The organism is Streptomyces sp. NPDC092370 (assembly GCF_044755265.1).
GTDB lineage: Bacteria > Actinomycetota > Actinomycetes > Streptomycetales > Streptomycetaceae > Streptomyces.
Genome location: NZ_JBIVQO010000013.1, coordinates 41,009 through 54,833, shown reverse-complemented (window position 1 = coordinate 54,833; position 13,825 = coordinate 41,009). Strand labels below are relative to the sequence as shown.

Annotated in this window: 8 protein-coding genes; 2 read left to right on the top strand and 6 right to left on the bottom strand. The window is 70.8% G+C overall.

Annotated elements, in window-relative coordinates; genetic code table 11:
- Positions 1-3: 3 nt before the first annotated feature.
- From ACIQHQ_RS31130 to ACIQHQ_RS31110, 5 genes are read right to left on the bottom strand one after another with little or no spacing between them, the layout of a single operon-like run.
- Positions 4-3,957 carry an amino acid adenylation domain-containing protein gene (locus ACIQHQ_RS31130; protein WP_402618205.1) on the bottom strand — a complete coding sequence of 1,318 codons (3,954 nt, stop codon included), beginning with the start codon at positions 3,955-3,957 and terminating at the stop codon, positions 4-6.
- A gap of 7 nt (positions 3,958-3,964) precedes the next feature.
- A complete protein-coding gene (locus ACIQHQ_RS31125) occupies positions 3,965-7,207 on the bottom strand; it encodes an amino acid adenylation domain-containing protein (protein ID WP_402618202.1) in 3,243 nt (1,080 codons plus the stop codon).
- A gap of 28 nt (positions 7,208-7,235) precedes the next feature.
- The gene (locus ACIQHQ_RS31120) at positions 7,236-8,150 is read right to left on the bottom strand and encodes an acyl-CoA dehydrogenase family protein (protein ID WP_402618199.1); all 915 of its coding nucleotides are present in this window, start codon (positions 8,148-8,150) and stop codon (positions 7,236-7,238) included.
- Positions 8,151-8,165: 15 nt separating this feature from the next.
- On the bottom strand, positions 8,166-9,353 hold the full coding sequence (locus ACIQHQ_RS31115; RefSeq protein ID WP_402618196.1) for an acyl-CoA dehydrogenase family protein: 1,188 nt from the start codon (positions 9,351-9,353) through the stop codon (positions 8,166-8,168).
- Positions 9,354-9,385: 32 nt separating this feature from the next.
- Positions 9,386-10,795: an aspartate aminotransferase family protein gene (locus tag ACIQHQ_RS31110; protein ID WP_402618193.1), complete on the bottom strand. Its 1,410-nt coding sequence runs from the start codon at positions 10,793-10,795 to the stop codon at positions 9,386-9,388.
- Positions 10,796-11,132: 337 nt separating this feature from the next.
- Here ACIQHQ_RS31110 and ACIQHQ_RS31105 point away from each other — a divergent pair, with 337 nt between their 5' ends.
- Together ACIQHQ_RS31105 and ACIQHQ_RS31100 are read left to right on the top strand one after the other, a co-directional pair.
- Positions 11,133-11,801 carry a response regulator transcription factor gene (locus ACIQHQ_RS31105; RefSeq protein WP_402618190.1) on the top strand — a complete coding sequence of 223 codons (669 nt, stop codon included), beginning with the start codon at positions 11,133-11,135 and terminating at the stop codon, positions 11,799-11,801.
- Between the two features lie 126 nt (positions 11,802-11,927).
- Positions 11,928-12,608 (top strand): LuxR C-terminal-related transcriptional regulator, encoded by a 681-nt coding sequence (locus ACIQHQ_RS31100; protein WP_402618187.1) that lies wholly within the window; start codon positions 11,928-11,930, stop codon positions 12,606-12,608.
- Between the two features lie 18 nt (positions 12,609-12,626).
- Here ACIQHQ_RS31100 and ACIQHQ_RS31095 read toward each other — a convergent pair whose 3' ends face one another.
- Positions 12,627-13,805 (bottom strand): saccharopine dehydrogenase family protein, encoded by a 1,179-nt coding sequence (locus tag ACIQHQ_RS31095; protein WP_402618184.1) that lies wholly within the window; start codon positions 13,803-13,805, stop codon positions 12,627-12,629.
- Positions 13,806-13,825: the final 20 nt, after the last annotated feature.

Genomic DNA, 13,825 nt, shown 5'->3' with positions numbered 1-13,825 from the left:
GTCTCACCTCGTCTGAAGTTGGCCGGAGAGCCACGCGTCGATGTGCGCGGCGGTGACGCCGATCTCCTGGTCGACCAGGCTGTAGTGGTCACCGGGCACGACCACGTCGGCGAATGCTGCTGCCGAGTACGCGCTCCACGCCCAGGAGAGGTCCGGGGAGTCGGCGGCGCGCACCAGCATCAGCGGATCGTCGTAGGTGCCGGTCGGCCGGTAGCGGGCCAGCGCGCGCAGGTTGGCCACGAACACCTCGGCCCGCGCCGCAAGCTGATCGACATCGGTTTCGGGGGTCAGGGCACCGCACCGGCACAGCGCCTGGTGCACCGTGACCAGTTGTTCGCGTGGCCCGAGGGGGGCCAGCGTCCGCATGTCCAGGTCCGCCGGAAGGGTGGTGCCCGTCATCGCGGCGATGTCGGCGGCGAACCGTGTCAGGAGGTCCGCCCGATCCGGTTCCGGTTCGGGATCGGGTGCGGGGGCGTCGAGCAGTACGACCCGGGTGGGGCGGTCCTGTTCGCGCAGCAGCCGGGCCGTCTCGAACGCGACGACGCCGCCGTACGACCAGCCGAGCAGGTCCACGGGCCCGGCCGGGCACTCGTGGACGATCCGGTCCCGGTAGTGCGCCGCCATCTCCTCGACCGTGTCGAGCGGAGCGGTGTCCCCGTCGAGACCGACCGCCTGCACGCCGACCATCGGGAAGGTGCCGGGCAGCACCGCGGCCAGGGTCAGGTAGCACAGGGCCGTACCGCCGCTGGGGTGGATGCAGAACATCGGCTCGCCGGTGCCGGCGCGCAACGGCACGAGATCGGCCCGCCGTGCGGAGCGGCGGCGGCCGGTTCCCGACGTGCGTGCCCGGGGGGCGATCGCCGTTGCGAGTCCCGCCACGGTCGGTTGCCCGAAGAACTCCCGGACGCCCAGTCGCACGCCCGTCCGCTGCCGTAGCGTGGCCAGCACCCGGGTCATGCCGAGGGAGGTCCCGCCGAGGGCGAAGAAGTCGTCGTGCACTCCTACGGGGTGAGGCACCACGTCGGCCACGACCTCCGCCACCAGGCGTTCCAGGTCGTTGCGCGGCGGCGACGACGTACTCGCGACGGCTCCCTGCTCTCCCGGGCCGGGCAGCCGTGTGCGGTCGACCTTGCCGTTCCCGGTCAGTGGCAGCCGAGGCAGGAAGATGAGCAACTGAGGAACCAGGTGCGCGGGGAGCCGTCCGGCCAGGTGCCCGCGGAGGCCGTCGGCGTCCGGTTCCGGGCGGGCCACCACGTAGGCCACCAGCCGGCGGTCGCCGTCGTCGTCCCTGACGGTCACGAAGGACTCGTGTACGCCGGGGAACTCGCCGATCGCGGCCTGTATCTCGCCTGGCTCGATGCGATACCCGCGCACCTTCACCTGCTGGTCGGCGCGGCCTCGGTAGTCCAGCTCACCGGACGGCAGACGGGCCGCCAGGTCACCGCTGCGGTAGAAGCGCTCTCCGGTCTCCGGGTGGGTTCCGAAGCGCTGGGCGGTCAGTTCGGGGCGGTTCAGATAGCCGTCGGCGACGCCGGCCCCGCCGACGAGCATCTCACCGGCCACGCCGATGGGCTGGTCGTTCCCGTACCGGTCGACCACCCGCACCGACAGGTCGGGAAGCGGCACCCCGATCGGGCTGTGTCCGCCCGGCTCGCGGGCGTCCGACGACCGGACACGCCGGTAGGTGACGTGGACCGTCGTCTCGGTGATGCCGTACATGTTGACCAGCACGGGCCGGTCGTCCCCGTACCGGTCGAACCAAGGCCGCAGCGAACCGTAGTCCAGCGCCTCGCCGCCGAAGACGACCGTGCGCAGGGACAGGTCCGGGGCGTCGGCTCGGGCGGCTTCCACCTGGCTCAGTTGGCGGAAGGCCGCCGGTGTCTGGCTGAGCACCGTGACCCGACGCCGGGCCAGCAGGTCACGGAAGGCGGCAGGATCGCGCGCCAGGTCCTCGGAGACCAGGACCACCTGCGCTCCCGACAGCAGAGCGCCCCAGATCTCCCACACCGAGAAGTCGAAAGCGGCGGAGTGGTAACAGGTCCAGACGTCGTCGGCCGCGAACGAGAACCAGTCGTCGGTGGCGGTGAACAACCGGACGACGTTGGCGTGGCTCACGCGCACGCCCTTGGGGCGCCCGGTCGAGCCGGAGGTGTAGATGACGTACGCGGTGTCCGCGGTCGAGGCGGGTTCCGGCGGCGGCTCGGGCGCGCGGTCGGTGTCGTGCACCTCGACGGCCGTCAGGTCCGCCGGCAGTCGCGTACGCAACCCGTCGGTGGTCAGCACCGCCGTCGGCCGGGCGTCCTCGCAGAGCAGACGCAGCCGCTCGACGGGGTAGTTCGGGTCCAGCGGCAGATACGCCGCGCCCGCTTTCAGCGCGGCGAGCATGGCGACGACGAGCACCGGCTCACGCGGCACGCACACCGCCACTCGGTCTCCGGGGAGCACACCCACCGCCTTCAGCCGTGCAGCGAGATGGTTCGCCCGCTCGTCCAGCTCTCGGTAGGTCATCGGGCGCGGGCCGTCGTCCTCGCCGCTGACGGCGGGGGCGTCCGGGCGCCGCCGGGCCTGCTCGGCCACCAGGCCGTGCAGGGTGCCCCGCACGTCGAAGGTGCGGTCCGGGCGGCTCCAGCCGTGCACGATGGTCCGTTCCGGCTCGGGCAGCAACGGCAACGACGCCAGCGGACGGTCCGGTTCGGCCAGTGCCGCGGTCAGGAGCGTGGCGTACTGGCCGAGCAGCCGCTCGACCGTACCGGCATCGAAGCGGGCGCTCGCGTACTCGGCCTCGACACGCAGGCTCTCGCCGGCCGCCACCGCCACCACGTTCAGGTCGAAGCGCGCGATGCCGAGTTCGGTCTCCATGGGTGCGACCTGGACATGGGCCAGCCGCAGGGCGTCGCCGACCTCCTCCTGATAGTTGAAGGCGGTCTGGAACAGCGGGTTGCGGCCGCTCTCCCGGCCGGCGCCGACGTGCTGGACCACCCGGTCGAACGGCACCGCCGCGTGGTCCACGGCATCGGCCACGCTGCCCCTCAGCCGGCGCACCAGATCCATGAAGGACATCTCGCCGTCGATGTCGCAGCGCAGCGCCACCATCGTGACGAACAGGCCGACCACGCGCTCCGCTTCGCTGCTCGGCCGGCTGTTGATCGCGGTGCCGAGGGCGAAGGACTGCTGGCCGCTCAGTCTGTGCAGCAGTGCCACGAAGCCGGCCATGGTGAGCAGGTAGGGAGTGCATCCCCGCGTGCGAGCCAGCTCCGTGAGCCGGCCGGCCAGCGGCACCGAGTGGACGACGGTTGCGCCCTCGTACTCGGCGCCGGGGCCGGGGGGCGCGGCGATCGGCAGGTCCAGGGGCTCCAGGCCCGCGAGTTCACCCCGCCAGAAGTCGAGGTGGGCATCCGCGGCGCCTGCGGCGGCCACGGTCTCCTCGACGGCGGTGCGATAGTCCCCCGGCTGCGGCAGTGTCCCGGAGCCGCCGGTGCGCGTCGCGTACAGCGCGCTGAGGTCCTCCAGGAGCAGACCGACCGACCAGCCGTCGGCGACGATGTGGTGCACGGTGAGCACCAGCACCCATTCCCGCGGCCCGACGTCGAGCAGGAGGGCGCGCAGCAGGCACCCACCGGCAAGATCGAACCGGCGTCCGGCCTCCTCGTCGATCCGCGCCCTGAGTGTGACGTCCCGGTCCCCGCCGGACGGCACGCTCAGCGTCTCGTGGCGGACCGGCGCGGGAGCACGCGCGCCGAGCCGCTGCACCGGTTCACCGTCGTGCAGCTCGAAACGCGCGTGCAGTGCCTCGTGCCGGGACCCCAGTTCGCGGAGGGCGGCGACCAGGGCGTCCGGGTCGAGCCGGCCGGTCAGGCGCAGCACGGTGGGAATGTTGTAGACCGGTCGATCCGGTGCCCATTGCTCCACCAGCCAGAGTCCGGCTTGGCTGGTCACCAGCGGCAGTGGTGCGCTCATGGCCGGATCACCCGCCCGCCGCGGCCGCGATGCCGCTGATCGTGGGCGCCTCGAAGAACGTCCTGAGGCTGGGCCGTACTCCGAGCCGCTCCCCCACCCGGGCGAGCACCCGCGTCGCGAGCAGCGACGAACCACCGTGGCTGAAGAAGTCGTCGGTGCGTCCGAGCCTGAATCCACCGAGGACCTCGGCCATGATCTCGGCGACCGCCTGCTCGGCGTCTCCGCGTGGCCGTTGTGCGGGGGTCAGTTCGGTCGGGGCGGCGGTGCGGGAGCGCTCCAGGAGCGCCGCCCGATCCAGCTTGCCGTTGTCGGTGGCGGGCAACTCGGCCAGGAACGTGAACGAGCTCGGCACCATGTACGCGGGCAGTGTCTTCAGCAGGTGCTGCCGCAGGCGCGGCGCGGCCGACTCGTCCTGCGGACCCACGACAAACGCCGACAGCACGACGGTGTCGTGTTCCTGGTGGGCGAGGACCACGCAGTCGCGGACGTCCTCGTGCTCCGACAACACCGTCTGGATCTCTCCGGGTTCAACCCGGAACCCGCGGATCTGCACCTGGTCGTCGATCCGGCCGAGGAAGTCGATCCGGCCGTCCGGGCGCCAGCGCACCAGGTCGCCGGTGGCGTACATCCGCGCCTTGGGGTCGTCGTCGAACGGGTCGCGCACGAAACGCTCCCCGGTGAGTTCCGGGCGGTGCAGGTACCCGAGAGCGACCTGCGGGCCTGCCAGGTACAGCTCGCCCGGTACCCCGACCGGTACGTCGTGGCCGGCTCCGTCCAGGACGTAGACCCGGGTGTTGTCGACCGGTGTGCCGATGGGCGGCTGCCGGTCGTCGGCGGTCACATCCGTCCAGACGGAGATGATGGTGTTCTCGGTGGGTCCGTAGTTGTTGGTGAAGCGGTAGCGCACGCCCGCCGGTTTGCCGCGGCGCAGCCGGTCCCCGCCGGTGAAGATGACGCGCAACGCGCGTGGCTGCACTCCTGATGCCTCGCCGGCCGTCAGGACGCTCTCGGCCAGCGCGGTGGGCAGGAACGCCGAGGAGATCTCCGTGCGGTCGAACCAGTCCAGCAGAGCGTCGGGGTCCAGCCGGATGTCGTCGGGCACGAGGTGCACGCTCGCGCCCGCCACCAGGTGCGCCCACAACTCCCAGGCAGCCGCGTCGAAGCCGAGCGCGGCCAGCATGCTCGCCCGGTCCGTGCGGTCGATCTCGTGGGCCCGCAGATGCCAGGCGCAGAAGTTCTGCAGGGCCCGGTGCGGTACGAGAACGCCCTTGGGGCGCCCGGTGGAACCGGAGGTGTAGATGACGTACGCGCCTGCTTCGGGGTCCGGGTCGGGCAGCGTGCCCACCGCGTCGACCGCCGGCACCTCGTCCAGGGGGCGGGCGAGCACGCCGGGCGGCAGCAGATCGCTCACGTCCGCGCCGTCGGTGAGCATCACGGCGGCACGACTGTCGGCCGCGATGTAGCGCTGGCGTTCGCGCGGATAGTCGGGATCCAGCGGCAGGTAGGCGGCGCCGGAGCGGAGTACGCCGAGCCACGCCGCGGCGAGGTCCACCTGCCGGGCCAGGCGTACCGCCACCACATCGCCGGGGCCGACGCCGCTCGCGCGCAGCCAGTGCGCCAGGTTGTCCGCGCGGCGCTGGAGCTCCGCGTACGTGCAGCTGCGGGTGCCGCCCTCGATCGCTGTGGCGTCGGGATGCTCGGCCGCCCGGTCGGCGATCAGCCGGGTGACAGGGACGGTCGCGTCACCGGTCCGCGGGCCCTTGCCCCACTCACGCACCCGCGCCAGTTCGGCGTCGGTCAGCCAGCGCAGTTCGGAGATCCTGCTGTCCGGTCGGCGGGCGCCGTCCGCCAGCAGTTCGAGGAAGTGCTCCGCGAAGCCTGCGATCGTCCCCTCGTCGAACAGGTCGGAGCTGTAGGCGATCCAGCCCTCGAATTGCCCGTCCTCGCACTCGCTGAGGTAGAACTCGATGTCGAAGCGGGTCACCGTCGGCGGCAGATCGACCAGTTCGAACTCCACCGGGTGGGCGCCGGTCGTCCGCCAGTGCCGCTCTTCGTTGGTCACCAACTGGAACATCACCTGTACCAGCGGCGAATGGGAGAGGTCCCGCCGGGCGCTGACGAGGTCGACCAGGCGGTCGAAGGGGACCTCGGCGTTCTCGTAGGCGGACAGCGCGGTGGCCCGGGCCCTGCGGATCAGGTGGCGGAAGCTCGGGTCGCCGGACAGGTCGGCCCGCAGGACCAGCGTGTTGACGAAGAACCCGATGACGCGCTCGAGTTCTTCGTGCCGCCGTCCGGCGTCGGGCGTACCGACCACCAGGTCTTCGACGCGCGCGTAGCGACCCAGTACGGTCTGGAACGCGGCCAGTGTGATCATGAAAAGGGTGGCGTTCTCCTCGCCGGCCAGCCGGCGCACGGCGGCCAGGGTGTCCTGGGGCACCCGGAACCGGTGCACGGCGCCGTGGAAGGCCTGCTCGGCGGGGCGCGGCCGGTCGGTGGGCAGTTCGAGCACCGTGGGCACGTCCTGCAGGGCGGACTCCCAGTATGCGAGCCGATCCGCCAGCCGCGGACCGGCGAGTTCACGCCGTTGCCACGCCTTGAAGTCGCAGTACCGCACCGAAGGGGGGTCCAGGGTTTGGCGCGTCGGGTCCCGGGCCGCGTCGTACGCGGTCACCAGATCACGGATGAAGACGAGCAAGGACCAGCCGTCGGCGACCGCGTGATGGATCGTCACCAGCAGCAGATGGTCTTCCGGGCCGAGCCGCAGCAGTCTGCCGCGGATCAGCGCGTCCTTGGCCAGATCGAAGGGTTCACTCTCCTCCCGGGCCATCAGTTCCCCGGTGGTCCGCTCGCGTTCGCCGGCCGGCATGCCGCTCAGGTCCTTGAACAGCAGGGGCATGCCGCGGTCCGTGTGCACCTCGACGTACGGGGTGCCGCCCCGGTCGACGAGGTTGCTCCGCAGTTCTGGTTGCTGAGCCATGACCGTGTCCAGCGCCCGGCGCAGTGCCGTGACGTCGAGTGGCCCGCGGATGCGATAGCCGGCCGGCAGGTTGTAAAAGGGGCTGTCCGGCGCCAGTTGCTGCATGAACCAGAGGCGCTCCTGGGCCGGTGAGGGCAGCTCGGTGGCCGCGTTCTCCGCCGCGTACAGCGCTGTGAAGTCGCTCAGGTCGAGCCGCTCGGTACGGAATCGTTCCCGTAGGGCGCGGCGTTGGTCTTCGTCCAGGCTGGACAGCCGGTCGCTCAGCGTTGCCACCGATGTCTCCCTCGGTCGTTGTCTCTGGTCAGCAGATGGCGGCCCGGTCGTCCGGATCGATGCCACCGGTGAGCCGCAGCAGGCCGGCCCGGCGCCACAGCGCGCGGGGGCTGCCCAGGCGGGGGATCTCGTCCCGGGCCCGGAGGTAGATCCGGGACACCCGGTTGGTGCGCAGCAAGCCGCGGGTGCCGTGCACATGAATAGCGGTGCGTGCTGCGGTGGCAAGGAGATCACCGGCGCCCGCCAGCACCTCGGTGGCGGCGAGTTCGGCGGTTTTGCCTGTATCCGCGAGCCAGGCGGCGCGGTGGACAGCCAGCCGGCTCGCCTCCAGATCGATGAGCAGGGCGGCCAGCGGGAAGGAGACCGCCTCGAAGTCGACGAGTTTGTGCCCGAACTGTTCGCGCTCCCTGACATGCGCGGCAGCGATGTCCAGCGCCTCACGGGCCATACCCACCAGGAAGGCGGCCTGGCGGATCCGGGCCCGGCTGACCGCCGTGCCCAGGCCGGCCGACGTGAGCCCGCTGCCGGACAGCGCGAACGGCCCCGTGCTGTCGATCCGGACCAGCACGCCGTCGACGGCCGGTGTCACCGCGCCGAGCCCGGTGACGTCCGCTCGTGACTCGCCCGACAGGAGGCCGGGCAGGGCGCCTCCGAGCGGGCCGTCCGGATCGGCACCGACCGCACAGTCGATCGCGAACACCGACGACCAGAGCGGTCCGCAAACGGTCGCGGCGCCCAGTTCCTCCCAGGCGACCACGGAGTTCGACAGGCCGAGTTCGAGGCCGCCGGAGCCCGCGGGTGCCTCCAGGGCCGGCAATGCCAGTTCACTCAGTGCGCACCAGAGCGCCTGGGGGTCCTCCTCGGCCGGGTGGCCCAGCACGCCGAGCTGTTTACGGATGCCGGTCTTCAGTTCGCGTTGGAACGCGTCGATCGTGAAGTCCATGATCCCCGCCCGCCCTCAGCCCGCCGCCAGGCGGGCGCTCGCCACTACCTGCAACATCACTTCGGAGGTGCCGGCCGAGATGGTCTGACCGGGTGCGTCCCGGTAGCCGGCCTCCAGGACACGAGTGGCGAGCGGGTCGCCTTGGGTCCCCGGGCACACTTCGAGGGCCGCCCATTGGGGGATACGCTCGGCCAGTTCCCCGCTGTACCACTTCGCCATCGCGGCGGCGACCTCGTCGACGCGGCCCTCGCCGAGGCGGCTGATCACCTGCCAGCTCAGCAGCCGGCTCTTGACCAAGTCGGCACCGTGGCGACCCGCCTCGACCAGTGCGTCACCCGTCTCGGTCCGTCCCGCGCCCGCGTCGAGGCCGTCGCGGACGCCTGTGGCGGCGGTTTCACCCTCGGTGCTCCGCAGCGCCCGGAGCGCATGCTCATACCAACGGCGTGCCTTGGTCGTGTAATCGAGGCCGGTGCGCTCGATCGTGAGTCCGCGCAGCAACAGCGCGAACCCTTCCCCGGGCCGGCCGAGCACGTCCTCGTCGCCGATGAAAACGTCGTCGAGCGTCACCTCGTTGAACCGCTCGTCGCTGATCGCGGGCAGCGGTTGCACCCGGATGCCGGGCGCGCGCATGTCGAGGATGAATACCGTGATGCCTTCGTAGCGGCTCGTTCCGCCGCCGGTGCGCGCCGCGCAGAGGGTGAGGTCGACCAGATGGCTCTTGAGGCTGAACACCTTGGTGCCGCTCAGCCGGTAGCCGCCGGGTACCCGGCGCGCCTCGGTGGTGATGCCGCTCAGGTCCGAACCGGCTTGCGGCTCGGTGTAGAGCACCCCGGCGAACGCCTCGGCCCGAGCCAGCCGCGGCAGGTATCTGGACTTCTGCTCCGCGCTGCCGGACAGCAGCAGGAACAGCCCGACGATCTGGATCGAGTTGACATGCAGTGTGTCGGGCACGCCGGCCGCCATGAGCTCCTCGGCGACGGCCGCCGCGGTGGACAGGCCGGCGTCGCGGCCGCCGTACTCGGTGGCCCAGTCCACCGCGAGGATGCCGTGCCGGCCCAGCATGCGGTAGAGCGGGCGGGCATCCTCGTCCACATCGGCATGCCGGTGGTAGCGCTCGAGCGCCGCCCGGATGTCAGCGGTGGCCAGCAGATCGCGCGTCTCCCGGCGGATGAGCCGTACCCGGTCGTCGAAGGCGAAGTCCATGGTCTACCCCTGGGGGTCTCGGTGGTGCCGGGTCAGGCGTGGCTCGCCGCGGCGGCGCCCGGCCTGCGGTCCCAGGTCCATTGGCCGGCGGAGTCGTCACCCCAGGATTCGAGCTGGCTCACCAGCTCCTGCAGGACTGCGTCGATGGTGTCCACGATCTGGTCACACTCGCGTCGGGTGATGACGAACGGCGGCACGAGGGTGATGCAGTTTCCGGTGTAGTTGAGCAGTACGCCGCGCTGCTCGCATGCGCGCCGGACGGCCTCCAGGAACGCCGGTCCCATGGGTGTGCCGTCGGGGCCGGTCAGTTCGAGGCCGATCAGCAGGCCGCGGCCGCGGACGTCGGTGATCACCGGCTGCCGGGTCGCCAGTTCACCGAGGGCTTCGCGCAGATGCTCACCGCGGGAACGGACCTGCGCCAGGAGGTCTTCCTCGGCGAGGGCGTCCAGCACCGCCAGGCCGGCGGCCATCGCCAGCGGGTGCCCGTCCGTCGTCGAGCCGTGCGGGAAGATCTTCGCCGGGTCGACGTCGAAGACGGCGCGGTAGATCTCCTCGTCGACGGCGAGCGCCGCGGACGGCACATAGCCTCCGCTGATTCCCTTGCCGAGCAGCAGCATGTCGGCCCGGACCCCGAGGGAGCCGCTCAGGGTGAGGTCACCGCAGCGGCCGAAACCGGTGGTCACCTCGTCGATGATGAAGTGCACCCCGTTGTCCCGGCAGATCTGTTCGAGCCGCCGCAGGTAGCCGGGCGCACCCTCGACGACGCGGGTGCCCATCATGGGCTCCACGATGAGCGCGGTGATCCGCTCCGCTCCGACCCGGTCGAGCAGTTGACCGAGGTGGGCTGCGCTGTGCTCGGCGCAGACGTCCGGTGAGGCGCCGTCGGGGCAGGTCGGGCAATGCGGCGGCGGGATGTGGTGGACGCCCGGAACCAGCGGGGCCTGGAGATCGTGCATGTCCGGTTCACCAGTCAGTGCCGTCGCCAGTCCGCCCGTGCCGTGCCAGCTGCTCTCCAGCGCCACGACGCCGGTCCGCTCCGGTTCGCCCTGGATCTTGCGGATGTACTTGGACAGCAGGACGGCCGCGGAGGTGACCTGCGAACCGGTGTTGCCGAAGCGCACGTGAGTCAGGTTCTCCGGCAGCCGGGCGCAGAGCCGGTTGGCGTACTCGGCGGCAACCGCGCTGGCCCGGTCGTAGCGGATGGTCTGCATGGACGGGAGCACATCGAGCTGCCCGTGCAGCGCGCGCAGTAGCCCGGGGTGGTCGAACCCCAGCGTCACGTTCCACAGCGACGAGCGGGCGTCCAGGTACCAACGGCCGGCTTGGTCCCGCACTTTGGCGCCGTGCCCCTCGACGAAGAACCGATCGTCGTCCGCGTCGAGGAAGAACCGGTGCATCGACATACCGGCGTGCCACAGCGCGTGGTTTTCGGGAGTCAGCATCATTGCCCCTTCGTCGGAACTGACTCGAACCACGGTAGGAAGATGCACGGAGCCGGACATCAGCGGTGATGTGGAAGTCGGAGCGCTACCTGTCAGTGGATCGGTGGCCGGGGCCTAGTCCTGAGGTGCAGGCATGGAGGCCGCCGGTAAGCGGCAGGAGTACCGCGCCGCGTCTTCGCCCCGTTCTGCCGGACTATTGGTTGCGTCCGAAACTAGCCGGTTCCGCGAGCCTGCCAGGGGAACTTGCCTTTCGTCCCATTGGCATCACCGGCGAAACGGCAGGGAGCCCGCACCGACGTGGTGTGTCTCGGTCGTCCGCCGGCACGGGGGAGGAAGCGTGTCCCTGCGCGTATTGATCTGTGACGAACGTCCTTTAGTCGGCGGCGGGTTGACGGACCTCCTCAGAACCGAACCGGACATGCAGGTCGTCGGCTGCGCCGACACCGAACCGCAGACGCTGAATCTGTTGAGGACGACCTCCCCCGACGTCCTGCTCGCCGGCATGCGCCACGGTGGAACCATCGGCCTCGACTTCGTCCGGCGGGTGATGAGCAGCGACGACTGGAACGCCGCGCTCGTGGTCTACACCCCGGGGACGAAACCGGACGACCGTGTCGATGACATCCTGCGGGCCGGAGCCGCGGGACTCCTGGCGGCCGGCGCCGGACGAGAAGAGCTCCTGATGGCGATCCGCGCGGTCGCCCGGGAACAGGCCATGCTGAGCCCTGCCGTGGCCCGCAGGCTGGTGGACTGGTATCGCGCCAAGAGTGGATCGAACGCCGAGGACGCCACCTGCGGACACCCGGCGATCGACGAACTCACGCCCCGGGAGCGCGAGGTGCTGACCCTGACCGCGACCGGTCTGTCCGCTGAAGAGGTGGCACAGCGCATGGTCATCCGGCTCGCGACGGTGCGCACCCACCTCTACCGTGTGCGGTGCAAACTGCGGTTGCGCGACCGGGCACATCTGGTGACCTACGCCTACCAGGCCGGCCTGATGACCTGACGTGCAGCGGGACGACCGCCTTCGTTCATCCGTCCTTCTCTCCACGACGCCCTGATGGTGACGGAGGATTCGGCGGAGTCGGTGACGTGGTGACTTCAGGGCGATGCCGGGCGAACGGGGGACGAGATGCTGAAAGTCTTGATTTGCGACGAACGCCCTCTGATAAGCGGTGCGTTACAGCAGATGCTCGCGGAGGAACCCGATCTGGAGATCGTCGGCGTAGCCGACAGCGGCGTTCACGCCATGATCCTGATGCGCTCGCACCACCCCGACGTGGTGGTCAGCGGCCCCAGGCTCGGCGGCATGAGCGGGACGGATCTCGCGGTGCAGCTGCGTGACGCGGCCACCGACTCCAAACCGCCACTCGTGCTCTACGGGGTACCGGACACGGAATCGGGCCTGGACGAGGCGCTGCAGGCCGGTGTGGACGGGCTGTGCGCGGATGACGCCGGCCGGGAGGAACTGGTTCTGGCCATCAAGGCGGTGGCTCAGGGCGGGGCCATGCTCGGTCCGTCGATCGCGCACCGCCTGCTCAGCTGGTTCCGCCAGTCGGAGCACCCCGCCGTCGCTGAGCCGGGGCCGCTCGCGACGTCGCTCACCTCCCGGGAACGTCAGGTACTGACGCTCACGGCGCAGGGCATGTCGATCGACGAAATCGCCGAAGAGCTGTTCATCGGCGTCGCCACCGTGCGTACGCATCTGTATCGCGTCAAGAGCAAATTGGAGCTGCGCGATCGTGCCGCGCTGGTCGCCTTCGTCTACCAGAGAGGCCTCATGCAGGAATCCGGTGACGACGCGGCGGACTGACGCCACGGCGGGACGGGTTCACGCTTCTGCGGACGCGTCCGGGGAGCGGCGCCCCCCGTCACGGACACCACTGATGCCCAGTCGGTCGAGGAAAGCCAGCCAGCGCTCCACCGCGTCGGGTTCCCTGGCCGCCCGGTGCAGGCCGGGCGGCGTACGGCCGGCGAGAATGTCGCTCACCCCGCAGGCCAGCGGCACAGACACGCAGCGGGCCATCGCGCTCTGCCGGTCATCACCGAGCACGTCGAGCAGATAGTCGCCCGACCATGCGGCGCCGTCGTCCGCGCGCACCTCCAGAGCCACCGCGAGCACCACTCGGTCGTGATCGTCGGCAGTGGCCGGGTAGCGGACGGCCAACTCGTCGGCCAGCGCGTCGATACGCCGCTGGTCGCCGTCGCGCAATGTGGCGAAGACCGGTGTCCACGCCTCACGCCATCCGGGCAGTCGCAGCGTCCCGCGGACGAAGGTCTGTGGCCGCCAGGCCGCGGGGATCGTGTAAGCGGTGAGGTAGTCGACGCTGTCGCGGTTGGGGTACGCCTCGAAGGGCTCATCGCCGATCGTGTACGGGACGGTGTCCTCCCACGGCTGTTCCGTGGTGCGCAGCCGTCCCCCGCGCCAGTAGCGGCTCGGTGAGCGCAGAGCGTTCAGCACACCGCGCGGCGCCCAGCTGAAGCGGTAGCGGAACTCGTTCGGCACCGCGGGCACACCGCCGCAGTAGGAGACAAAGGTGACGTCGGCCGAGGTGTCTCCGAGTTCCTCCCGGGCTTCACGCACGAGCTTGTGGGCGAAGAGGTGGTCGATGCCCGGGTCGAGACCGGCCTCCGTGAGTGCGACCACGCCGGCTTCGGCCGCCTTCCGCGCTCCGGCGACGAGTTCCTCCGAGGCATAGCTGGAGCAGGCGAAGTGCGCGCCACGGGCGACGGCAAGCCGCAGCAGCTCGGCGTGCCAGGCCGGCGGCAGCATGGACACCACCACGTCGCCCGGGGAGAGTTCGGCGTCCAGCGCCTCGGTGGTGAAGGCCCCTCCCTCGGCCCGGTCCGTCAGTCCGAGCTCGGCCAGCCGCCGCTCGGCGTGTGCGACATCGCGGTGCCACAGACGCACGCGGTCCGCCCGGTCGCAGAGCTCTTGGAGGCCACTGCCGGTGGACCGGCCGGCGCCGATCCAGTGCACGGTGCCCGTGGCGGGGATGTGGTCAGGCATGAGGTGCTCCCAAAGTGATT